The organism is Acetobacter sicerae (genome assembly GCF_011516765.1).
GTDB classification, from domain to species: domain Bacteria; phylum Pseudomonadota; class Alphaproteobacteria; order Acetobacterales; family Acetobacteraceae; genus Acetobacter; species Acetobacter sicerae.
This window is the reverse complement of the sequence record NZ_JAAABN010000008.1, coordinates 17,341-39,952: the sequence shown is the minus strand read 5'-3', so window position 1 is coordinate 39,952 and position 22,612 is coordinate 17,341. Positions and strand designations below refer to the sequence as shown.

18 protein-coding genes are annotated in these 22,612 nt (G+C 57.4%); 8 read left to right on the top strand and 10 right to left on the bottom strand.

The genetic code is table 11. From position 1 onward, the window contains the following. Positions 1 to 45: 45 nt before the first annotated feature. From GVI59_RS10380 to GVI59_RS10370, 3 genes are all read left to right on the top strand, one after another. On the top strand, positions 46 to 501 hold the full coding sequence (locus GVI59_RS10380) for a DUF3320 domain-containing protein (protein ID WP_242013058.1): 456 nt from the start codon (positions 46 to 48) through the stop codon (positions 499 to 501). A 106-nt stretch (positions 502 to 607) separates the two neighbouring features. Then, positions 608 to 2,554, top strand: coding sequence for an acyltransferase family protein (locus GVI59_RS10375; protein ID WP_173574211.1), 1,947 nt, complete (start codon positions 608 to 610; stop codon positions 2,552 to 2,554). Between the two features lie 42 nt (positions 2,555 to 2,596). Next, positions 2,597 to 3,475 carry an SDR family oxidoreductase gene (locus GVI59_RS10370; RefSeq protein WP_173574210.1) on the top strand — a complete coding sequence of 293 codons (879 nt, stop codon included), beginning with the start codon at positions 2,597 to 2,599 and terminating at the stop codon, positions 3,473 to 3,475. A gap of 519 nt (positions 3,476 to 3,994) precedes the next feature. Here GVI59_RS10370 and GVI59_RS10365 read toward each other — a convergent pair. Next, on the bottom strand, positions 3,995 to 4,288 hold the full coding sequence (locus GVI59_RS10365; RefSeq protein WP_173574209.1) for a hypothetical protein: 294 nt from the start codon (positions 4,286 to 4,288) through the stop codon (positions 3,995 to 3,997). A gap of 514 nt (positions 4,289 to 4,802) precedes the next feature. Here GVI59_RS10365 and GVI59_RS10360 point away from each other — a divergent pair. Then, positions 4,803 to 5,153 (top strand): RidA family protein, encoded by a 351-nt coding sequence (locus GVI59_RS10360; protein WP_173574208.1) that lies wholly within the window; start codon positions 4,803 to 4,805, stop codon positions 5,151 to 5,153. 78 nt (positions 5,154 to 5,231) lie between these two features. Here the strand turns inward: GVI59_RS10360 and acuI are convergent, their stop codons facing one another. Together acuI and GVI59_RS10350 are read right to left on the bottom strand one after the other, a co-directional pair. Next, positions 5,232 to 6,215 (bottom strand): acrylyl-CoA reductase (NADPH), encoded by a 984-nt coding sequence (gene acuI / locus GVI59_RS10355; protein WP_173574207.1) that lies wholly within the window; start codon positions 6,213 to 6,215, stop codon positions 5,232 to 5,234. A gap of 160 nt (positions 6,216 to 6,375) precedes the next feature. Beyond that, entirely contained in the window at positions 6,376 to 6,810 is a 435-nt protein-coding gene (locus tag GVI59_RS10350; protein ID WP_173574206.1) for a CHRD domain-containing protein, read from the bottom strand. A 142-nt stretch (positions 6,811 to 6,952) separates the two neighbouring features. Here GVI59_RS10350 and GVI59_RS10345 point away from each other — a divergent pair, with 142 nt between their 5' ends. Then, positions 6,953 to 7,192: a hypothetical protein gene (locus tag GVI59_RS10345; RefSeq protein ID WP_173574205.1), complete on the top strand. Its 240-nt coding sequence runs from the start codon at positions 6,953 to 6,955 to the stop codon at positions 7,190 to 7,192. Positions 7,193 to 7,207: 15 nt separating this feature from the next. Here GVI59_RS10345 and GVI59_RS10340 read toward each other — a convergent pair whose 3' ends face one another. The 7 genes from GVI59_RS10340 to GVI59_RS10310 form a co-directional block, all read right to left on the bottom strand. Beyond that, positions 7,208 to 7,798: a histidine phosphatase family protein gene (locus GVI59_RS10340; RefSeq protein ID WP_173574204.1), complete on the bottom strand. Its 591-nt coding sequence runs from the start codon at positions 7,796 to 7,798 to the stop codon at positions 7,208 to 7,210. Between the two features lie 19 nt (positions 7,799 to 7,817). Continuing rightward, positions 7,818 to 8,750 (bottom strand): ribose-phosphate pyrophosphokinase, encoded by a 933-nt coding sequence (locus GVI59_RS10335; protein ID WP_173574203.1) that lies wholly within the window; start codon positions 8,748 to 8,750, stop codon positions 7,818 to 7,820. Between the two features lie 133 nt (positions 8,751 to 8,883). Then, positions 8,884 to 11,583: a hypothetical protein gene (locus GVI59_RS10330; protein ID WP_173574202.1), complete on the bottom strand. Its 2,700-nt coding sequence runs from the start codon at positions 11,581 to 11,583 to the stop codon at positions 8,884 to 8,886. Further along, entirely contained in the window at positions 11,580 to 12,716 is a 1,137-nt protein-coding gene (locus GVI59_RS10325) for a metallophosphoesterase family protein (protein WP_173574201.1), read from the bottom strand. The genes GVI59_RS10330 and GVI59_RS10325 overlap by 4 nt, the downstream gene beginning before the upstream one ends. Positions 12,717 to 13,008: 292 nt before the next feature. Continuing rightward, a complete protein-coding gene (locus GVI59_RS10320; protein WP_173574200.1) occupies positions 13,009 to 15,267 on the bottom strand; it encodes a peptidase domain-containing ABC transporter in 2,259 nt (752 codons plus the stop codon). Then, positions 15,264 to 16,580: an HlyD family secretion protein gene (locus tag GVI59_RS10315; RefSeq protein ID WP_173574199.1), complete on the bottom strand. Its 1,317-nt coding sequence runs from the start codon at positions 16,578 to 16,580 to the stop codon at positions 15,264 to 15,266. The genes GVI59_RS10320 and GVI59_RS10315 overlap by 4 nt, the downstream gene beginning before the upstream one ends. Before the next feature lie 161 nt (positions 16,581 to 16,741). Beyond that, positions 16,742 to 17,134 carry a hypothetical protein gene (locus tag GVI59_RS10310; RefSeq protein WP_173574198.1) on the bottom strand — a complete coding sequence of 131 codons (393 nt, stop codon included), beginning with the start codon at positions 17,132 to 17,134 and terminating at the stop codon, positions 16,742 to 16,744. Positions 17,135 to 17,537: 403 nt separating this feature from the next. Here GVI59_RS10310 and GVI59_RS10305 point away from each other — a divergent pair, with 403 nt between their 5' ends. The 3 genes from GVI59_RS10305 (at position 17,538) to GVI59_RS10295 (ending at position 22,497) form a co-directional block, all read left to right on the top strand. Then, on the top strand, positions 17,538 to 19,274 hold the full coding sequence (locus GVI59_RS10305; RefSeq protein ID WP_173574197.1) for a Hint domain-containing protein: 1,737 nt from the start codon (positions 17,538 to 17,540) through the stop codon (positions 19,272 to 19,274). A 427-nt stretch (positions 19,275 to 19,701) separates the two neighbouring features. Next, a complete protein-coding gene (locus tag GVI59_RS10300) occupies positions 19,702 to 21,915 on the top strand; it encodes an AfsR/SARP family transcriptional regulator (RefSeq protein ID WP_173574196.1) in 2,214 nt (737 codons plus the stop codon). Positions 21,916 to 21,981: 66 nt separating this feature from the next. Beyond that, complete coding sequence (locus GVI59_RS10295) at positions 21,982 to 22,497, top strand: DUF3576 domain-containing protein (RefSeq protein ID WP_173574195.1); 516 nt, start codon at positions 21,982 to 21,984, stop codon at positions 22,495 to 22,497. Positions 22,498 to 22,612: the final 115 nt, after the last annotated feature.

The following is a 22,612-nucleotide window of genomic DNA, read 5'->3' as shown; positions in this document are numbered from 1 at the left end:
CTCTTTTAAGAAAATATTTTTCTTATGGAGAAAATATACGCAACCTTGGCGGTCATATCAATAGTCCTGCCGACCCTGACCCGGTTGATCGTTCGCGCCGTAGATCAGGCAGGAGTGATCCGCGAAGACGTTCTGATTCAGACCATCTCACGGCAGCATGGTTTTGCCCGTGCCGGTCGTGAAATTCGCGAACGCATTCAGGAGGCAATTCCATCATCTCTTGGCCGGACAGACGACAGTATTGGCATATTCCTGTGGTCGGAACGGTTGCCTGTCGTCCCACGCCTACCCTTGGCATCCCTCACTTCAGAAAAGAGCGTGGACCCAGCAACACTGCCTCTTGCTGTCCTCGTGGACCTCGCCTGTCACGTGATCGCAAGCGGCTGTGAGGATGATGAAGCCATCGCGCGGATGCGCGATGCATGCGGCATGAGTCGCATGGGGAAAGCAACGCGCGCACGTTTCGCCGAGGCTCTGCATGAGGCTCGTCTCATGACCTGAACCAGACTACGTCACACGTTAATCCAAGGGATAGAAGAGAGGTGCGTCTCCCCGCATCTTTTCTGGTGGCTACGAAAACAGGGCAAATCAGGGTAAGACCCTCTGAATGAGTCTGGCGCCCTTACCTGAGAACAAAGCCACCTATCGCGGGGATATCGATGGCCTGCGCGCCTTCGCGGTCATCGCAGTGGTGGTGTATCACGTCTTTCCGCGCTGGCTGCCCGGCGGTTTCTGCGGCGTGGACGTATTTTTCGTCATCTCCGGGTTTCTGATCACACGTCAGATCAGCCGACGTGAAATCAGTTTCGCCTCATTCTACACCCGCCGCGTGCGTCGTCTCGCTCCCGCGCTTCTCTGCGTGCTGCTGGCCACAGTCGTCGCCGGGATGTTCTTTTTGCTGCCCAATGAACTCAGCGCGCTCGGCACGGCCTGCTTTGCTGGCGCGACATTTCTATCCAATTTTTTTTCTTGGCAGACACAGGGATATTTTGATCGTTCGGCCAGTCTCCAGCCTCTGCTGCATCTCTGGTCCCTCGGTGTGGAGGAGCAGTTCTATCTCTTCTGGCCTGCTCTTATTGCCCTGTCCCGCCGCAAAGCAATTTCTCTGGCAAAAGTAACTCTCGCCACTGGGTTGGTGTCTTTCGCTATAGGATCAGGTTGCGTGTTTCTCTCTCCCGCCACTGATTTTTACCTGCCTTTTTCCCGTATATGGGAGTTCATGGCAGGGGCTGGCCTCGTCCTCGGTGGACACGGGCTCGACAGACTCTCTCCTCGCTGGCGGGCTGCCTCAGGCGCAGGCGGATTACTCTGCCTTCTCATTGCTGCCTTCCAGCTCAGACAGGACTGGTTTTTTCCTTCACCCACCGCCCTTTTTCCGGTGTTAGGCGCTGCTCTGGCGATCGCTGCCGGTCCTGAAACATGGCTGGCGCGACATATACTCTCCTCCAGGCCAGCAAGATGGCTGGGGTCCATCAGCTACCCGCTCTATCTCTGGCATTGGCCGCTCATCGCGTATGAGCATCTTATTCATGGTGTCAGTCATACCCATAGAAGTACGGGATATGCGATCATCACGATTTCTGTCGTACTGGCGGCTCTTACAACGCGGTTCGTCGAAGCGCCTCTACGATGGAAAACGCCCGAACGACGCACCGTTATCGGCCTTCTTTCCGCACTGGCGGTCACTGCCGCACTGGGACTGACACTTCGGGCATGGCCAGGACACAGCACGGCGCTGGGACGCGACACACCCGGCGTCAATCTTGAGAAAATAAATCTTGCTGAACAGAACGGAATTTTTCCGATTACACCTCACATGCGTGTCGAGCATATACAGGGACTGACGGTGGGCGTCATCGGTTCAGGCCCTGAAGCCCCTGTCCTGTTTACCGGAGACAGTCTTCTGTTCCAGTGGGGGCCACGTGTGGATGCCCTGTTTGCGCAAGGTCGCCTGAAACGCACGGTCATTTTCATATCGGGACCGAGCTGTGCTCCCCTGCCTGTCGAGAAGCCTCAAAAAGACTTCATCTATTGCAATGCGATGCCTGCGGTACAGGACCGCATTCTGGCAAAATGGCCCGTGCATACAATTATTATGGGCGCACTCTGGGAACGGGTTTTCGGACCACCTGCAGAGTGGCCAATCAAAAAAATCAAGGCGGAGGAAAGACTCAGAGCTCTGTCGGAGAACGGACAACGCAAGATCGTTTTCATCATGCCAACACCCATCAGCCCCCGCTTCGATCCCGCCCATATGGTGACGCGACATTTCACGCATCTGAGTCTGGACAAGGATACCTTGCAGAATGGTGTTCCTCTCGCTCCCATAATGGCCGAACATGCAACGATAATATCTTTTCTGACCAGTATGGCCCAGGACACCGGCAGCTCCACACTGGATCTGACACAGGCGATCTGCGGATCAGTTGAGACCTGTTTTCCGCTCATGAATGATGGCACACCAAAATTTGCAGACCAGATGCATCTGCGACCGGATTTCACCCAAGGTCTCTCCTCCGGGCTGGATGATATTCTGATACGACCAACGCCGTGACACTTGACGCGAAACGGACATCAACACTGACAGGATATAAAAATGCAGTTTTCAGCTTCTGAAGTGACGATCGCCGTTATCGGGGCCAGTGGTCGGTCAGGATCGGCTCTATGCCACAGCCTTCTTGCAGAAGGCTATAAAGTGATTGCAGTCGTCAGGAACAGGAACAATCTTGTTCCTGAACTGTCCCGGCACTGTTCAGCAGTCAGGGAAGCAGACCTTACGGACCATGACCGTCTTTCAGCTGCTCTGAAAGACGCCGATATTGTCGTCAATACCGCTCATGCACGGTATATTCCCGCCATCCTTGCTGTCACCTCCGCGCCGGTCGTGGCGCTGGGCAGCACCAGAAAATTCACACGCTGGCCGGATGCCCATGGCAACGGAGTTCTCGCCGGAGAGCGCGCCCTCAGGGAAGATGGAAGACCCTCCCTGCTTCTACACCCAACGATGATTTACGGCGCTCAAGGTGAAAACAATGTCCAGCGTCTGGCGGCTCTTTTAAAGAAACTGCCTATCGTTCCCTTGCCCGACGGAGGACGTTTTCTTGTGCAACCCATTGAGCAGCGGGATGTCACACGCAGCGTCGTTGCCGCCATTCCCCTGATACTGTCTGGCGCAGTCAAAGGACCGGAAACTCTGGTCATCGCAGGTCCCAATGCAGTCACATACAGAAAATTTGTCAGTATGATCGCTCAGTTTTCTGAATCCAGAAAGATATGCATCATTTCTGTTCCGGACTGGTGTATCAGAATGGCAGCTTATATCTTGCGCAAACTTCCCGGCGTTCCCCGAATTGAAGACGCCGAGATACGCCGACTGACGGAGAATAAGAACTTCGATATTGCGCCCATGAAAGAAAGACTGGGGGTGACCCCCATATCTCTCCCGGAGGGGCTATCCAGAGTCTTCAGGAACTGATCGATTGGGCACGAATTTCTTACGAAACCGGCACACAGAGAAAGTGTCTATTGCAACGGAAGTATTTTATAAAATTTTCATTCAAGCTGAAGATCGTTTCCAATAATCAGGATCCCATCTAAGTGCCGAATTCAGGGAGTTTCCGGAAACAGCCATTTTTGTTTACCTTCGATCAGGCATGACTTTTCGAAGGGATTTTAAAATATCCTTTTTTACAATAATATTTTATTGGAACCATTCTTTCACAGGACACAACCCGCACGCATTACACCCAGAAGCGTTCAGTCAATCTATATTTTTTCTGCATATACGGCAGTCTTTTTGCAATTATACGATAACTGCAAAATAAAAACACTATTATTAAAAAAGAAGAGGCAACCGTTCACATCTCAAAAATACCTAATCTGCCAGAAAAAAACCGGTGAACAGGGAAATTTGAATGTGAAATTGGCAAGCGACCGTACATAAAAAACGGGGCGACTCTGGAGCCGCCCCGCAAAATAACGACTTCAACAAGGATTAGTTGTTGTTGCCGTTATTGTTGTCACGGTCATCACGATGTTCGCCACCATGCTTGCCGTCGTGCTTACCTTCATGCTTGCCGTGCTTGCCTTCATGATGGTGGCGGCCTTCGCCATTCTGGTCGCCAGAGTTGTTATCGCCATTCTGACGGTTATCGTCGTGATCACGACGGTCATCATGACGCTCATCGCCATTCTGGTGGTTGTATCCGCCCTGATCATTGTTCTCAGCGTGAGCGATCATCGGTGTGCTGAGGGTAAGGGCTGCAGCGATAAGTAGAAGCTTTTTCATATTCATCTCCTATGTGATGCAAATATGAAGTAATCCTCATTCAGGTTGAGAGAATGGCAAACATGTAACGGAAAGAAACGTCATGATACAAAGACCGAGGGAAAAGGCTGATTACCTCAGGAAAATACAGGCCTCGGTTTTTCTTGCATAGCTGCATTGCCCAGAAACAACACGTCAGGCACTCATTACAGAGCACAGGCGGACACAAGCGGATTAACCGTGCATTAAGGCACTTCCTGTTCTTCCACAACTTATTAACCGCACATTATAAAATCCATTCATTTCCGTTATCATCATTATTTACAAATTCATATAAAGAGAAAATTCCGCATTTATTGAATCATTTCACCAATTCAGAAAGAACTATTTTTAAAATACATAAACAAAATATCGAATTTGAAAAACAGGGCGCAGAAACAGAAAAGATCCTGTCTTTTTACAGATTTAGCCCTGTTCACAATCGAGGAACCCGTCATATGCTTTGCCATATCCCCTCCCAGCGAAAGGACGCCTCATGACCATCAAACGCCTTGCTCCGGAAGAACGCCTCAGCGGAGCCTCCATCTGCGGCAATATGGTTTATCTCGCCGGGCAGGTCGCCGATGACGCAACACTGGACGCGGAAGGGCAGACCGCCGACATACTCCGCCAGATCGACGCGCTTCTGGCCGAGGCGGGCACCAGCAAGAGCAATCTTCTGTCCGTGCAGATCTTTCTTGCCGACATCAATGATATGGCGGCCATGAACCGCGCATGGGATGCCTGGCTGGATCGCGACAACAAACCTGCCCGGGCAACAGTCGAAGCAAAGCTGGCGGACCCGAGCTGGAAAGTGGAAATCACCGGGATCGCTGTTATTTCCTGATACAGAAAAGAACTTCTTTAAATATCGCCCAGCGGCGGGGATAGACCTCAAAAGCGCTCTTTCCCCGCTTCCGTCACCCTACCCCGCGACGTTGATCAGAATCCGCCCTCGTGTCCGGCCATCCATCAGCGCATGAGCCGCTTCAATGGCCTTTGACAGCGGGTATTCACTCACCACATCCTCCAGACGCGTCACGTCGATCAGACCGGCAAGCCGTTCCCACGCCCTGATCCGCTGTTCACGGGGACACAGGGCGCTGTCGATCCCGAGCAGACTCACGCCACGCAGGATAAACGGAGCAACGGTCAAAGGCAGATCCATACTGCCAGCAAGACCACATGCGGCCACAGCCCCACGCGGACGGATGGCGGCGCAGACCGACGCCAGCACCTGCCCACCGACAACATCAACCGCACCAGCCCATTCGGCTTTTTCCAACGGACGTGTCTTCTGTGTAAACAACTCACGCCCGATCACCCGACTGGCGCCAAGACTTTCGAGATAGTCTTTTTCCGTCATGCGCCCCGTGACGGCGACGGCCTCATAACCAAGTTCGGAAAGCAGCATCACGGCAATACTGCCCACACCACCAGACGCGCCCGTCACCAGCACCGGCCCGTCAGTGGGCTTAACATCGGCATGTTCCAGCGCCATGACACAGAGCATGGCCGTATAACCTGCCGTGCCGAGAATCATGGCCTGACGGGTAGAGAACGCACTCGGAAGCGCTATCAGCCATTCAGCGTTGACCCGGGCCAGACCGGCGAGACCGCCCCAGTGTTTTTCTCCCACGCCCCAGCCGTTGAGCAGCACTCTGTCGCCGGGCTGAAAATCGGGCGAGCGGGATTCAACGACCGTGCCGGAAAAATCCACTCCCGGCACCATCGGCCAGGATTTCACGATCGGCCCCTTGCCGGTGATGGCGAGCGCATCTTTGTAGTTGAGGGTAGACCATTCGATCTTCACCAGCACATCGCCCGCAGGGAGCGCGTCCTGTGCTATCTGGCGAAAAGACGCAGTCTGCTCCCCGTCCTTTTTTTCAATGATGACAGCATCAAACATTATACAGGTCCTCGCTGTCCTGCCGGGCGGCTGTTCGGTAAAACCCTGTACGCAGATGAAAAAGGGGCCAGCAGAACCGTGCTCCTGCTACCCCCCAGCCAATCAATACAGGCTTATCATCACGCAACAGGTTCCATGATTGTGACCCGGCTGCGGATGTTCAGTTTTTGACCAGTTGCGCTCTGGCTTCGCCATTGGGGTGTTCGGTCGTATGCAGATTCACATACACTTTCCCTGCTTCAAGCTCCTCAACCTGATTGCTGTCGAGTTTGACCTTGCCTTTCAGCGGGCTGGTGTAAGGACCGTCGATGGGAGCGACGATACCGGCATCCTGATCCGGGGCGGCGGGACCATGGAAATGGGCGACGGTCACGGGACCGGACAGGCCGGACCACTGGATGCTGTAGGTCAGTTCATGCGTCCTGGCATCAAGAGTGGCGTCGACCATGCCTGCGGGATGAGAGGTCGCGGCATGCTCACCCGAGAAGTTTCCCATGAACATTTCGTCCTTCTCCGCGGCTGACGCCATGGAAGCCGACGCTGCAAACACAGCTGAGGCCAGGAAAGCATTCCTGATCGTTCTTTTGAAAGTCATATGGCTGATCTCCGGTTCGTGGTCCGATTAGGACACACAGAGTAACGCCGGAGAATAGGCTCTGTTTGATTGCACACGTAAATTTACCGTGCGCTAACATTCCCGTCGTACGGTCAGGACGATTTATTGAAGGACATAGGCCATGACGAGTTCAGCGTCCCTGAGCGGCACCGGCTACGCCCTGCTCGCTCTACAGCATCGCAGCCGCACCTCCGCAGCGCCAGCCAAAATCGCCGACACCAACATCAACGCGACCGGCCAGCGCTCTCATGGCGGCGGCCTTTCAATCGGTCTGGATTCCACAGGGAACGTTCTGACCAAGAGCAGCGCGGGCAAGGACGGAAAAACCGTAAAATCCGCCGCTGTCGATCTGTTCGGCTGAACAGATCGGCCTTCTTTACGCGAACAGCTTCAGATTCCAGGGCGTTCCCGCCACCTCCGGCGGCTCGGCCACAAGCGGGATGGCGTTGGGAAGCCGGACATTCGCCGGGAGGTGCATGGCGGACCGCAGAGCGCGGAACAGTGCGCCGTGGGCGACTATCAGCACCGTGCCCTGCTCGGTCAGAGCCCTGTTCAGGGCGGCGACGGCGCGGTCACGCAAGAAAGCGAATGGCTCGGCTCCGGGAGGAGTGTAAAGCCCCTCCACCCAGTCATCGTACCATTCGCCCATCGGGCAGCCTTCCTGCTCACCGAAGCAGACCTCTTCCAGCCCCACATCCATGGTGAGCACCGGACGAACACCGTAGCGTTCCTTCAGCGCGTCTGCCGCAACCTCCGCCGTGCGCAGGGCGCGGGCCAGCGGAGAAGAGACAATCCGGCTGATTCTCAGATCACCCAGCGCTTCCTGCGCCAGCAGACCACCGGCCTTGCGCGCCTGCTCCAGTCCGGTTTCATTGAGCGGTATATCGGTCCGGCCCTGCGACAGACCCTGCCTGTTCCAGTCCGTCTCACCATGACGGAGATACCAGTACCGTGTCGGGGTAATCACAAGGCAGTCCTCTGCTTTCTCAGTCAAACAGCGACGAGACGGAACTCTCGTCGGATACGGCCCGCATGGCCCGTGCGAGCAGGTTGGCTGTCGTGATCTGCCGGATGTTGTGGGCCGCTTTCACAGCTTCCGTCGCCTTGATGCTGTCTGTCAGCGTGAGCATCTCGATCGGAGATGCGCCAATCCGCTCGACCGCCTGACCGGTCAGCACGCCGTGCGTGACATAAGCGCCGACGGACGCCGCGCCATTGTTGATGATGGCCTGCGCCGCGTTGCAGAGCGAACCACCGCTATCCACGATATCGTCAACCAGCAGGCAGTGACGGCCCTTCACGTCACCGATGACATTCATGACCTCGGACACACCGGCGCGCTCGCGGCGCTTGTCGATGATGGCCAGATCGGTGTTCAGGCGCTGCGCCAGCTGACGCGCACGCACCACGCCGCCGACATCGGGCGAGACGATCATCAGATCGCGGTCGCCGTAACGCTCCTTGATGTCGCGCACGAACAGAGGCGCGGCATAAAGATTGTCCACCGGCACGTCGAAGAAGCCCTGAATCTGCATGGCGTGCAGGTCCATGGTCAGCACACGGTCAGCGCCGGCCTCGACCAGCAGGTTCGCCACCAGCTTGGCGCTGATCGGCGTGCGGGGACCAGATTTACGGTCCTGACGGGCGTAACCGAAATACGGCATGACGGCCGTGATCCGGCGGGCCGAACCGCGCCGCAGCGCGTCCAGCATGATCAGCAATTCCATGAGATTGTCATTCGTCGGCATGCAGGTGCTCTGCACGACAAACACATCCTCACCACGCACATTCTCGAAAATCTCGACAAAGACTTCCATATCGGCGAAGCGACGCACGGAGGCGTTGCAAAGCGACATATTGAGTTCAGCCGCTACAGCTTCGGCGAGCGGTAGGTTGCTGTTACAAGCGACGATCTTCATCTGCCGATTTTCCTGTGAAACTGCACCACACGACCCGCAACCCGGGTATTGCCGGGCCTTCTAGCAACGCAGGGACCTCCTGTCATCCGACCAACGGACAGAATGAGGCCATTTCGCATCAGGTGTGTCCTGATCACACAGCCCCACACTCCGCCACGAGGCGCAGCGGCCGTGCGGACAATTCCTCAAACTGCTCGGCCCGACAGGTCATGACGATGATCTGCATCCGGCTGGCGGCGTCTGTCAGAATATCGAACAGCGTCCTCATCCGCAGCGCATCGGAGAAGCACAGCGCGTCATCGAGAATCAGCATGGCGGGACGACCCTGTGCATGCAGGATGTCCGCAAAGCCCAGCCGGACCAGCACGGCAATCTGCTCGCGTGTCCCATCCGATAGCCTTTCGATATCCTCCTCCGTGCGTCCGCGACTCAACCCGGACACAGTGAAATCGGTTTGCAGATGGGCCGTCGCACGCGGAAACAGCATCTCGATCGCCGGCTGAAGCGCACGGGTCAGCGGCGCGAGATAGCGTTCGGTCGTCTCCCGCTCCGCCTCCATGAGCGTTTCCCTGAGAAGCCTGAGAACGGCAACCTCCTGCTCACAGGACTCGCGTTCCGTCCGGTGCCGCTCGATGTCGCGTTTGCAGGCGGCGATCGCCTCATCCAGACCGCTGCCTTCCGCCGCCTGAATCCGTACCTCCCGTGTCGTCACATCCTGTTGCAGACGCGCAAGACGGTCCCGCCGCCCCGCAATCTGGGTTTCCAGACGACTGATGGCCGCATCGACAAGAGCCTCCGGCTCGGAAGGCCGCTCCCCGTTCAGACGCTCCAGCGCCCGCTCCGCCGTATTCAGGGTCTCCCCCGCCTTCTCAAAACGCTCATTCAGCACCGCGTCCGGCTCACTGGCCTGCGCCGCGTCTTCCTCAACCTGCAGATTGTCCTGCCGATCCCTGAGCACACGACAGTCTGACCGACGTTCCTCCAGAAGCTTCCGCGCCACGTCCTGTTCGGCGATGGGGTCACGCAGGGCCTCGCGCGTCCGGACAATGTCCTGCTCCACGTCCTGAAGCGCCTGTCGGGCTGCCGCCAGACCGGCTCTGGCATCCTCCATGGATGCCGGAAGCGCGGCGGCATCGTCGCCCTGTGCTTCTCTCCATTGAACCAGTCCGGCTTCCGCATTGGCGATACGCTGACGCAGCATCGCCATGGCGCGGTCGGGCGTATCGGCCTGAAACGCCTTCATGGCCGCTTTCAGGCCCTCTTCCGCAGCGTTGCAGGCCGCCTCGGCCTGACGACGGCGCTCCATATCCGCGTGGGCCGCCGCCATATCCGCGCAGCCAGCCGCATCCAGCGCCACCTGAAACGCCTGCTGCGCCCGGTCAATCGCTTCCTGCATGACGGCGCGATCACGAATGGCCGGAATAATGCGGAACGTGCCGATACCTTCGATCTTCAGTTCAGCCGGATCGACCAGATCGAGACGCCCGGCTTCCACCGCCCGCCCATTGAGACGCACCCGCTCCGCAGCGCCGGGCTCCAGAGCGACCTCCAGCCCGGTCGCCTGAGCGCCAAGCGCGGTCTTTGCTTCAAAAACAGCCTTGTCCGCTGCCTGAATGGCCCGGAGACGTTTTTCATCCACCCTAAAGGCCATGAAAGCCGCACGGGTTTTTTCAACCTGCGCCGTCAGGCTTTCAAGATGATGCAGTTGCCGGTCCGCTTCATCCCGCTGTTCCTGCTGCTGGAGATAAACGAGCGCCTGATCCGCACGGCTGACGGCCTTGGCCGCCGCCATCCGACGCTCATCGAGTTTGCCAAGCGCATCACTCTGTTCCGCAAGCGCGGCCTCTGCCCGTTGCAGCCGCGCCGCCGCCTGACGATGCTCCTCATCGGCCTCAAGAGCTTTCTGCCGGGCGTCCGCCAGACGCTGCCGTCGGTCTGCCCGAAGCGCACGTTCATCCCGCAGACGGTTCCAGTCACGCTGTGCTGTTTCGACCGCCGCCTTTGCCTCGGCTTCGCGTTTTCCGAAGCGCAGCAGATCGTTTTTCCGGGTTCTGGCCTGCTCCAGTTCATCCTGCTCGGCCTGCTGGCGCGCCGGGTCCTGCTCCCGTCCCAACTGAAGACGTGTATGGGCGAGTTCTCTCAGATCCAGCTCAAGAGCGCTCTGCCGGCTTTCCAGAGTCGCCAGGGCGGCAGTGGCGGTTTCTTCGCCCGTCACCGCATCGGCATAGCGGCCCTGCCGTTTATTGTGACCGTTGACCAGCCTGCCCAGATCGTCCTGCACACGTTTCAGGATCCGGGCGGCGTCCGCGCCTCCGGTGATCTCCGCGAAGTCGGCGTTCAGGCAGGACTGCACGCTCTGTCGCGCCGTATCGCACAGTTCAGGCTGGATGAAGCTCTGGCCCTGCTCCACCCACAGAGCGGGAAGCAGCCCGTCAGTCTCGTTCTTTTTCGCAGCGCTCAGTCCGAGAAGGGTCTGCACTGCCGCGTCGGCGTCATCGCCTTCTTTCAACCCGGCAGAATCTGTCAGACGGGTAAAGCTCTTTTTCAGAAACTGTTTTTCAAAACGGTAGGTCTGACCGTTCAGTGTGAACTCCGCCAGAATACGGGGCGCGCCACCACCATATGGCTCGAAGGACCGTGTGGTTTTCGTGGAAGAACCCGGTTTGTAGAGGAACAGCGCCCGCAGAGCGGCCAGCATGGTCGATTTGCCGGACTCGTTCGAAGCGGCCAGCAGATTCAGCCCCGGTCCCAACCCGTCGAGACGGTGAATACCGGTGAAACGGCGGAAGTTTTCCACTTCCAGAGTGGTGAAGATCAGTCCGTTCGTGCTCATGCGCTTCGCTCACTCCGCCAGAGAACCGCCAGTCGTTGCAGGGCCGCCATGGCATGCTGCTGTTCAGGCCCCGGCGCAGCACTCAGTGTCTGCAAACGGATGGCCGCGCGACTGACAACACCCGCCTCGCCAAAGGTGGACAGATCCGCTTCCGACGCGACCAGTTCGGGACGTTTCCCCAGACGCAGCAGGCAGAGCGCCGCCTCGACGCCCGTCAGGATTTTCTCGTCGAAAAGCGTCATGTCTTCCAGCGTCAGATGCCCCTCCGCATCCAGCCAGACCAGCAGGGAACTCAGGTTCTGCGGGTCCAGCGATCGCAGCCGGTTTTCCAGCGCCTCGATCTCGTCGCGTGACGTGAGGGTGGCCTGCACCCGTTTCCACGAAAAGCGTCCGACCCGATGCGGTGTGATGGTCGGCACGGCGTTCGGTCCGTCAATCGAGACGACAAGAGCGGAACCGCCTCCGTCACCGCCTTTATCGAACCCGTCGATTTCCGGCGTGCCGGAATAGGCGCATCGCTCCCCGATCCTGTTGAACCCGTGCCAGTCGCCCAGAGCGAGATAGGCCAGCCCCGCCCTCGCAGCACGATCAAGCGCAATCAGGTTCGGCTGTTCGCCGGGCTGGCTTCCGAATTCACGAACCGACCCGTGCGCCATCCCGATCCGCATGACGCCTTCCGGCGTTTCAGCCTCATCCATCCAGAGCGTCGGGTCGTTCAGGGTATGGCGGCGGTTCAGCACGGAAGGCAGCAGCCAGACAGAGCCGTCAGGTGTCATTGCAACAGGATTTGGCTCCAGATGCAGGCGGATGTTTTCTGGAGGAGCGGAACGTCTGACCCGATCCCATACCCCATTAGGCTGAAGGAAATCGTGGTTACCGGGGATCAGATGCCAGCGCAGATCCGGAAACTGACGCATACGTTCCAGAGGCTGACGCAGGGTGCGGTCGGAGGGGGTCTCGTAATCGTAGATATCACCAGCCACGAGCACATCCGCGGCACCCTGCGCACGCGCCAGTTCACCAAGCCGGTTGATGACTTCAAGCCGTTCGGCCTGAAGGACGCGCAGCACCTCATCACTTGCGAAATTGAACGTCTTTCCGATCTGCCAGTCCGAACTGTGCACAAACCGCATAACGTCGTCTTTCCTTCCGTTGCCCGCTCTCAATATCAGCGAAAGCCGGTTTTGACTCGTGCGTTATGCGAAAGGCGGATCATGCCTGAAAGGGAAAGAGGCTGTTCTCGCTGTGTTTTGTTGAGAAATGACAGCAAAAGTTTTTGAATGTCGGTTTTTGAAAAAAGCTTCCCAAAAACTTCTTTGGAATTTTCTGGCGCTTTATGTTTGCGGGCAAACCGGAATCAAAGGAACTATGTTCCTTTGTGGGGCACGAGGCGAAGCCCCGTAAACCGCCCCTTTATTTTCCCTTTTACTGCGGCTTCGCAGGCCAGCCACCACCATAGCCGAAAGAACCACCGTAAGACGGCGGCGTCGGTGCAGCCTGTTGTGGAGCCGCCGCCTGTGGGGCGGGCTGCCCGGCCTGTGGCGCAGGCTGCTGAACCGGTTGCTGCTGCGGCGCCTTGCGCAGCTTGAGAATACCGCCCGGCTCAAAAGAGTAGATATAGTCGGCATGAGCGATGGTCGCAGGCCTGTGGGCCACCATCACACGCGTGACATTCATCTGCCGCAGCGAGTGCGCCACGATGGATTCCGTATGTTCGTCAAGATGGCTGGTGGCTTCATCAAGGAACAGGATCTGCGGACGCTTGTAGAGCGCACGCGCCAGAATGACGCGCTGTTTCTGGCCACCTGACAGAGCGCCACCCATATCGCCCACCAGAGTCTCGAAACCCATCGGCATACGTTTGATGTCTTCAAGAATGGCGGCCTTGGCGGCGCACTCGGTAATCAGATTCTGATCCGGGTCATCCGCAAAACCGCTGATATTGTCAGCAATGGAACCCGAGAAGAGACCGTCATCCTGCAACACGCCGGCGATACGCTCGCGATAGGTTTCCATCGACAGTATCGCCGTATCCACACCGTCAATGTAGATATTGCCTTCATCCAGCGCATGCAGACCCATCATGGCCTTGAGCAGCGTCGTCTTGCCGCAGCCTGACGGACCGACGATGGCGACACTGGACCCGGCGGGAATATCCAGATCGAGTCCGCGGAAAATCCAGGGTTCCTGCGCCGCATACCGCACAGACACGCCTCGGCAGGCAAGCGCCGCAGAGCCTTCATGATGCGTGCCGGGAATGCTTTCGGACACAGGCTCGGGTTCGGTCATGACGATATCAGCCAGACGGTCGGTCTGGATGTTCAGCATACGCAGCTTGAAGCCAGTATTGACCAGAGAGCCGACGCGGCTTGCGAACTGATCCTTATAGGACAGGAAGGCGACCAGCATACCGACGGACATGGAGCCGTCCATGACCTGATAGGCTCCCAGCACCATCATGATCAGACGATCCGCGCCAAAGATGAAATCACCAAGGCGACCATAGATCAGATCAAAACGCTGAAGCCGCAGTTTGATGTTGATGCTGTCGATAACGATATTCAGCCAGGTCGCGCGCCGACGCTCACGCAGGCCAAGCAGCTTGACGCTGGCCATGCCGCGCAGCGTCTCGATGAAATGACTCTGCTGACGGGCGCTGACGACAATCTGTTCTTCGGAAGCTTCGCGGTACGTCCCATACGTCACCAGACGCAGCAGGATATCGAGCGCCAGAGCGATACAGGCGACCAGCCCCAGCCAGCCACCATAGATAAACAGCATGACCCCCATGCCGACACCCATGATGCCGTCCATGACGGTCTGCACCATGTCGGTGGTCATGGTCTGCTGGATGGTGCCCAGCGATCCGAAGCGCGACAGCACGTCGCCGACATGCCGCTTGCTGAAATAATCAAGCGGCAGGCGGGTCAGATGATCGAACAGGCTGGTGTTCCACTCCAGACCAACGCGGGTGCTGAACAGGGTCACGGCCCAGGTACGGACGGAGCCGATGAACATCTGCAACAGAAGCAGAAGCGCCAGCCCAAAGGTGATGGTTTTCAGAAGATCATGATCGGCGGTAACAATGACTTCATCGATCACAACCTGAGACACCATCGGCGAGATCAGCGCGATGACTTCCAGACCGAGAGACAGGAAGAACAGCCCCATGAGCGCGCCGCGCAGTCCCGCGACGTGACGGAACAGATCACCCAGACGGATGGTTTCGCGCTCATCCTTCTTCTCGAAGGATTCATTGGGCGTCGCTTCCAGCGCAACGCCTGTGAACTCGCGGGAAACCTCATCCATCCCGATGGTGCGGTTGCCGACTGCGGGGTCATTGATGGTGATCCTGTCACCCTTGACCTCCGTGAGCACCACGAAGTGATTCATGCCCCAGTGCAGGATACAGGGCTTCTTGAGATTGACGAGATCGTCGAGATCGAGCCTGACCGCACGGGTCGAGAACCCCATATGATCGGCAATCTGGACGAGACTTCTGAGTGTCACACCCTGAATGGAAACCGAGTAGCGTCGGCGCAGGGTCGCCAGATCGATCTGATGGCCATAATGGGCCATGATCATGGCAAGGCAGGCGATGCCGCACTCAGCAGCCTCGACCTGAAGTATGACGGGTGTTTTCTTGCCGAAACCGAACTGGAGAGAGTTGAAGGCATCGCTCATTTGTCGACGAGCCCCCCACTGATGGCGTCAATACTGTGACGCATGCTGATCACCGGATCGAATATCCACTGATAGAGCCTGCGTGAATCGATGGCGATATCTGCTTCAACTTCCATTCCGGCTTCCAACGGTTTTTTATCGCCATAAGCCACGATGTAAGGCAGATCCGGCTTCACCCGGATACGATAGAGATCGCTGCCACCGGACCCATTGCCGCTGTCTTTCTTGTCCTTGCTGCCGGACGCGGACTGCTGCCCCTGTCCCGGTTGGGATTCCGTAATAGGCGCTCTGGTTATTTCCACAACACGTCCACGCGCCAGACCGAAACGCTGATAGGGAAAGGCCGCATAGTGCATGAGCACAGGCTCGCCTTCACGCAAAAAGCCTATGGAAGCGCTGCTGACATACAGTTCCGCATCCAGAGACCGTCCGGTCGGCAGGAGCGTGACAAGAGGCGTTCCGGCAGAGACCTGCTGACCAAGATTGCCGCGCACGGCGGAAAGAATGCCATCATCAGGCGCTTCGATGATGATGGTGCGATGGCTTTCACTCTCATCGATCTGCTTGTCGATATCGGAAATCTGTCGGTCCAGATCATTGATGTCGTGCGCAGTCTGGCGGTCATAGCGCATCAGCTTTGACGTATTGTCTGAAATCTTGCCTTCAGTGTCCGTGTAGGTCTGCATGAACTGGGCATGACTGCTGAGCAGCTGGGCGTAAGTATAGAGCTGGCTCTGAAACTGCGTTTCCGTGACAAGGTGAGCGCTCTGCGCATTTTTCATGCGGTTCACGGCCGCTTCCACCACCGGCAGCACCTTGGCGTCGTTGGAGAGCTGCATGCCCGTCAGGTTGTGCTGCTGCTGAAGATTGCGAATCTGATTGATCAGCGCCTGCTTTTCCACAGGCGCATCCGCAATACGGATTTCCTTCTGCTGTTCCAGCAGTTCGCGCTGTCTGCGCAACTGTCCCAGCACCTGCTCCTGCGTCGGTCCGGTCGAGGAGCGGGCTTCCAGATCAATGGTAAAAAGCTTCTGTCCCTTGTGGACATGCTGCCCTTCTTCCGCCAGCCGGGCGCTGATGATGCCTGCAGCGCTGGCGTCAATGGTGATCAGTCCTGTGGGGGGAAGCATGTAACCTGTCGCATGCACACGGCGCGTATAGATGCCGAAACATACGTACAGAACGGCCAGAAAAACCAGCGCCAGTGTAACCCAGGAAATAACGCGTATGGAGAGCGACTGTGTCGCCTGCACCTGCCCCAGCCACGCCTGTCGACGGGCGTCAAGCGCTTCCTGACGATAGAGAGAAGACATACAGAGTGAAGACCTTAAGGTGCAGACGGGACGGTCTTACAGCCTGCCATCAAAACAATAAAGAAAAACGAATAAAAAGAAAACATGTACAAAAACAGCAACAGATCAAAGCGTAGAAATCAATGGGGGCAGTCTTGCGACGCCCCCATCCGGATCTGATCTCAGCCAAGACCGCCGTTGCTGGCTGACGGCGGGAAATCAATCAGGTTCATGCTGGTGACGCAGCCCCAGCAATTCGTTGTGACAGCGCCACGAATCGAGGATTCCACATTGTTGAGCAGAGTTGTAGCCTGCTTCACGGTCATGCTCTGACCCATCGTGTAACCGGTCTGCACATCAGCGAACATGTTGCAGATAGCTGACTGAATGGTCGAGCAGCTGGCGCCGTTAAAGATATCGGCCTGAACATTGTACTGACCTGCCAGATAGCCGGCATAAGCAGCGATAACGGAAGCGCTCGGGCCACAGCTCGGGGCAACCGGATGATAACCACAGGGATTATAGCAGCAGCCACCGGAGACTTCCGTCATTTCTACAGATGTAAGTTCACGCATTTTCATTCGATCTCCGTAATGATGGAACCGACCCCGATCGGGCTGCGCCTGACCTTTCTGGCCGGTTTTATAGCGATGTAAGGCCAGGGCCGCCCATCACGCTGGCTTTCTGTTAATGTTTTTTCAACACTTCTTCCAGCGAATAAATCATCAACAAAACCGTTAAAGCACTCTGATGTACAATCGCAACAAACAAAATAAACCCTTATGATGTCAGTGCATTAACGAAAATTTTTTGAACACGAATCGCCTGCATTATACAGGCAGCAATAAATTGTCAGATTAATGTTTGTGTTTTACAAACATTTACGTTTTATTTTGTTGACAGATTTTGCACCGTGTCGTTAATCAAAAACAAACAGCCGGTAACTGCCGGACACACGATCAGGAGTGATCAGACATCATGGTTACACAAGCGACATCAACGCAGTATGCTGCCTACACCGCTGGCACCGGCACCGAGAGCGATCCTTATGTACTCGCCTCCAATTCCGGTACGATTACTCTTGAAACCGGCAAGTATTACGTTCTTGAAGGCGGCGCGACGATTGGTACAGCCGTCATTAATGACTCCAACGCTTCCGGTTCCACAGGCGGCATTGATGTCAACGGCGCTCATCTGACCATCGACTCAGACGGCAAGGGCACCAGCGTCGCCGGCAAGATCGACATGAGCGGCCAGGGTTCGTCTCTGGTGCTGAACAACGACACCGGCAAATGGTCCTACGAAGCCAACCTTGTGGGCGAGGACATCTCCGCTGGTGGCAACCAGTATTATACCTATCCTGCGCTTCAGAACGCGACGATCACCAACTTCGGTTCGGGCGCGTCAATGTGCACAAATAACATTCCCGGCGGATTTGGCTCGTCTATCGGTATCGCTGGCAGCTACACTGACAGTTCCACGCTGATTCTGAAACACAGCACCTCCATCCCAGTAAACGCCAGCGCCTCCAACCCACACGCCAACAACGGCTCAGGCTATTATGGCGTGTCCGTTACGGGTGTTGGCGGCACCGCCTCCTGCCCGACATCAACCCAGTATTTCTATCCGCAGAACGGAGGAAACTGCATTGATGGCTGCTTCCTGCCAGGAACTCATATCCTGACACGCGACGGAGAGAAGCTGGTCGAGACGCTGGTTGAAGGTGACGAAATTGCCGTCATCGAGAATGGCCAGACCGTTTTCCGTCCGCTCGCATGGCTCGGCCGTTCGCATGCTGATGTCGCCGCGCTCGGTTTCGATGTCGATGCGTATCCGGTCCGCATCCGCAAGGACGCATTCGGTGCAGGCGCTCCGCACCGCGATCTGCTCGTCACCTCCGAGCATTGCATCCACATCGACGGCAAGTTTGTTCCGGTCCGTATGCTGGTCAACGGCGCTTCGATCCTGATCGACCGTTCCATCACAGCCTTTGATTTCTATCATGTCGAACTTGAGCAGCATGGCGTGATCGTTTCCGAAGGTCTGGAAACCGAAAGCTATCTCGACACAGGCAACCGCGGCACGTTCGAAAACTCCACGGTCCGTGCGCTGCGTCCTCACTTCGCCGGCGGTTTTGTCATCACAGGCGGCAAGAGCTGGGAGAACGATGCAGGCGCTCCGCTGGTGACGGATCAGGCGACAGTCGAGCCGATCTGGAAGACCGTTGCAGCACGCGCCGAGACGCTTGGTCTGTCCGTTGCAGGCGGCGCCGCAGAAACAACGAACGATCCGGACATCCGCCTTGTGGCTGAAGATGGTCGTGAAATCCGCGCTGTCCGTCACACGGGCAACACCTACAGCTTCATGGTGCCCTCGACGGTCGCCGACGTCCGCATCGTCTCACGCACGGCGCGTCCGTCCGAGATGGTTGGTCCGTTCTGCGATGACCGTCGTGACCTCGGCGTTGTCGTGGGTGAAGTCACTGTCACCAACGGGCGCGATCGCGCCGTTCTGACCGACCATCTCAGCGACGCCGACATCAGCGGCTGGCAGGCTTATGAAGGTGGCGTGGGCCGCTGGACTTCCGGCAATGCCCTTCTGTCGCTTGGTTCCGCTGGCGAAGGTCTCTTTGCCCGCATGGTGGAAGTCGAAGTTCTGGTCGCCGGCCCCTATCGCATCGGTGATGCAGAGCAGGCCGCCATTCAGGTCGCCTGATCGGATCTGAAATTTCCGACAGCTATGCCTCTGCTGAAAGAGCAGGGGTGAAAAAGGGAGGCATTGCCTCCCTTTTTTTATTGGCCAATACTCTCAAGAAAGAGACACTTCGAAACTTACCTTCTTTGTCCGACATGATTCTTTATTTTCCGGACGCATCCACGAGAAGATTTTTCGTTATGGAAAGCGGGAGAACCACACAGCACCTATCATCTGCAGACACTGCCACTTTTTTCGCTGAAATGATCGCAATCAAAATAAAGCCTCTTTTACAGCCTAATGATCGTTTCCCGAGCAACATTCAAAACACCGTCCTACGTGCTTCGTTCATTTCCGCGAAACTGTTTCGCTGCACACTTACCCATTATCGGAGGCGCGTGTCCGAGCCGGAAAAGAGGGTCGGCGACACAGGAGGAAACAGGGACACATGGGTCTGTTCGGCACGATTAAACCCGGCCTGAGGAAATCTCAGGCGGCCATTCTGCATCTTGATCTGCTTGGATCCATGGCCGTTCAGATGCTTGACGGAACAGCCCTGACGCCGACAGGCGCCAAGACCCGCGGACTGCTCGCCATTCTCGCTTTGTCTGACCGTCGTCCCGTCACACGGAAAACTCTGGCGCATCTGCTCTGGAGTCGACGTTCCGATGAACAGGCGCGCGCTTCGCTCCGACAGGAAATCCACAGACTGTCAGAGGCGCTCAGCCCTCTTGGCACGGACATTCTGGATATCCAGCGCCACGCCCTGACGCTGAAACCCGTTCTCACCACCGTTGATGCAGAACGCTATCTCAACGCTTCCCCTTCCGGCATCCTGAAGCTTCCCGAAACCGACGCCACTCTTCTGACCGATCTCGAGGCCGTCGACCCGGCGCTCGATGAATGGCTGGCACAGCAACGCAATCGCCTGCGCCACCACATGACAACGGTTCTGGAACAGGCCGAGTCATCCCTTCCCGATCCGGAACAACGGATCGCCGCCGCAAACAGACTGCTCCGTCTTGACCGGCTGAATGAAAATGCCTGGAAAACCCTGATGCGCGAGCTGGTCAGGACAGCGGACACCAGCGCAGCACTTCTGGCGGCGGAACAATGCCTTGCAACCTTCCGCGACTCTCTCGCGAATGAGCCGTCCGCCGCGACCAGATTACTGATCGACGAGCTGCGTGCTTCTCAGGGCGCAGGCCGATCCAGCTCCCATTCCGACATGCTGTCAGGAAGAGTCGCTTCCTGTGAAGCCACTTTCTCCTCAGAGAGACCCAGTCACGGCGCTACGAATGGCGCCGCGCACACCGCGGAAGGCTGGGGCACAGGCAACCAGACAATCGCCAGCATCGGATTCTCCCCTCTCCAGCCCGAGCTTCTGACTGCCATCACGCCAGATCTTGAAAATATCCTGGATGAGACAGCCGTCGGTCTCGCCAATCAGGGTTTTCTGTCAGTCTTCCCACCTTTTCACACGCCGCCCATGCGTGAGTCTTCGAAGGTCGAAACAAGAGCATCCGGCGATTATCTGGTGCAGACTAAAATACAGACCAGCCTTCTGCCCGGCGCCACGGAAGGAACGCTGAGCCAGCAGGTCAGACTGATCGTCCGTGTGACCGATCAGCGGCGGGACGGCATGATTGTCTGGGCCGAGCGTTTTCCGATCATCCCTGGAAACTGTGACACCGTAGCCGCCCTGCTGACCTCAGAAATCGGCTGGCGAATCGCTCTGGCGGAAGCACGGAATTCCGCCAGCCGCCACGCTGACGAACTGACACCTCTGGAAGCCGGACTGAGGGCATTCGCGTTCATCAACCGGAAGGAACCCGCCAGCTTTCTTCCCGCCGAGAAGCTGCTTCAGAGTGCGCTCAGGCGTGATCCCCAACATCCTTTTTTACTGATGACCGCGGCCCTTTTCGGACTTGTCCGTTCCTATGAGCAATGGGCTCCGGAAAGGATTGAGCGTGAACGCGCCGCAGCGATCGAGGCGGCGCGCGGACTGATCCGTGTCATTCCGGAAACGATCACCGGGCGACTGATACTGGCCAGACTGCTGCTGGACAGGCCATCGGAACGCGAAGCCGGACTGCGTCTGATCGAAGAAACGAAACCCTTTGCTCCGTCACTGGGTATCACCATCGCAATTGAAGCCTATGCCCTGCTGATGCAGGACAGGCCTCTGGAAGCCGCCGCCTGTCTGAAGACCTTCCGTAGAAGTCATCCCACCCATCCGTTCGTCGATCTGTTTGATACGGATGTGGTGCTCATCTTCCTGCTGGGCGGCAACGCACGGGAAGCCGTGGAACGGTCACGCATCGCATTCAGCATGTCGCCGACCCGTATCTCCATGCTGACGCTTCATCTGGCCGGTCTTGCTGCACTTGAGAAAGCGGATGATGAGTCCGTTGTGGCTGAACAGACAGAAGCCCGCGCCCAGCTCCTCCGGCTGATGCCGGACTTCTCTCTGGAGGCCGTGCGCACTCACTACGCCTACCTTCCGCCGACCCAGCTTGCAGCGTTTCTCACACTGCTGGAACGTGCCGGAATTCCGGCCACACCGCTGGCCTTCGCTGGCCGGAAGAAGCCAGCGCTTGGCGGAACCTCTTCAACGGGATATGAAAGCTCCTCAGTCGTACCCAGTTCTTCCGTGCCCTGAATACCAGAAGGTCTTGCACCGGGTGGGGGCGGCTGGCGGGTCTTGCTTCAGGAGTTGCAACACCAAATGGCCACCACGCATGTTAGTCAGTCTTTGTCGCTACCCACCCGCCTCGCTCTTCTGACGCCTGCAATGGCCGTGCTGCTCGGGCTGACCGCCTGCTCAGGCGGCGACAAGGCCAGTGACCTGACCGCTCCCCGGAACCAGCTTCTCAAGGAAGACCGCAGCGCCACAGGCGGCGACGACCAGCTCAGCGGCGGCGTGAACGCCTATCTCTGGCGCGGCGCACTGGACACACTGTCCTTCATGCCGATCTCCACGGCGGACGCGGTCGGCGGCTTCATCCTGACCGACTGGTACACCCCTCCGGCGGCTCACGGCGAGCGCTTCAAGATCACAGCCTATGTGCTGGACAAGCGTCTCCGCTCTGACGCCCTGCGGGTGAGCGTGTTCCGGCAGGTCTATGAAGGCGGCGAGTGGACCGACGTGCCGCCGGCCGCGAACACCTCATCCGACATCACTTCCAAGATTCTCGCCCGTGCGCGTCAGCTTCGCGCCGATAACGGCAATAACGACAACTGATCCCGGACAGCCGTCCGCTCCGGTCGGGCTCACCTGAGCCCGGCTTTTTCCTGTGGAACGCCCCAGCGGGGCAGCCCGCATCCTGTTCTTTCCGCCATTCTGGACCGATGCCATC

What these genes read in the sequence shown, in the direction of transcription:
- GVI59_RS10350 (WP_173574206.1), bottom strand. Translation starts at nt 6,810, where the DNA reads ATGACTTTCAAAAGAACGATCAGGAATGCTTTCCTGGCCTCAGCTGTG.
- GVI59_RS10335 (WP_173574203.1), bottom strand. Translation starts at nt 8,750, where the DNA reads ATGAAGATCGTCGCTTGTAACAGCAACCTACCGCTCGCCGAAGCTGTA.
- GVI59_RS10370 (WP_173574210.1), top strand. Translation starts at nt 2,597, where the DNA reads ATGCAGTTTTCAGCTTCTGAAGTGACGATCGCCGTTATCGGGGCCAGT.
- GVI59_RS10365 (WP_173574209.1), bottom strand. Translation starts at nt 4,288, where the DNA reads ATGAAAAAGCTTCTACTTATCGCTGCAGCCCTTACCCTCAGCACACCG.
- GVI59_RS10310 (WP_173574198.1), bottom strand. Translation starts at nt 17,134, where the DNA reads ATGCGTGAACTTACATCTGTAGAAATGACGGAAGTCTCCGGTGGCTGC.
- GVI59_RS10345 (WP_173574205.1), top strand. Translation starts at nt 6,953, where the DNA reads ATGACGAGTTCAGCGTCCCTGAGCGGCACCGGCTACGCCCTGCTCGCT.
- GVI59_RS10320 (WP_173574200.1), bottom strand. Translation starts at nt 15,267, where the DNA reads ATGAGCGATGCCTTCAACTCTCTCCAGTTCGGTTTCGGCAAGAAAACA.
- acuI (WP_173574207.1), bottom strand. Translation starts at nt 6,215, where the DNA reads ATGTTTGATGCTGTCATCATTGAAAAAAAGGACGGGGAGCAGACTGCG.
- GVI59_RS10315 (WP_173574199.1), bottom strand. Translation starts at nt 16,580, where the DNA reads ATGTCTTCTCTCTATCGTCAGGAAGCGCTTGACGCCCGTCGACAGGCG.
- GVI59_RS10375 (WP_173574211.1), top strand. Translation starts at nt 608, where the DNA reads ATGAGTCTGGCGCCCTTACCTGAGAACAAAGCCACCTATCGCGGGGAT.
- GVI59_RS10300 (WP_173574196.1), top strand. Translation starts at nt 19,702, where the DNA reads ATGGGTCTGTTCGGCACGATTAAACCCGGCCTGAGGAAATCTCAGGCG.
- GVI59_RS10325 (WP_173574201.1), bottom strand. Translation starts at nt 12,716, where the DNA reads ATGCGGTTTGTGCACAGTTCGGACTGGCAGATCGGAAAGACGTTCAAT.
- GVI59_RS10360 (WP_173574208.1), top strand. Translation starts at nt 4,803, where the DNA reads ATGACCATCAAACGCCTTGCTCCGGAAGAACGCCTCAGCGGAGCCTCC.
- GVI59_RS10295 (WP_173574195.1), top strand. Translation starts at nt 21,982, where the DNA reads ATGGCCACCACGCATGTTAGTCAGTCTTTGTCGCTACCCACCCGCCTC.
- GVI59_RS10305 (WP_173574197.1), top strand. Translation starts at nt 17,538, where the DNA reads ATGGTTACACAAGCGACATCAACGCAGTATGCTGCCTACACCGCTGGC.
- GVI59_RS10330 (WP_173574202.1), bottom strand. Translation starts at nt 11,583, where the DNA reads ATGAGCACGAACGGACTGATCTTCACCACTCTGGAAGTGGAAAACTTC.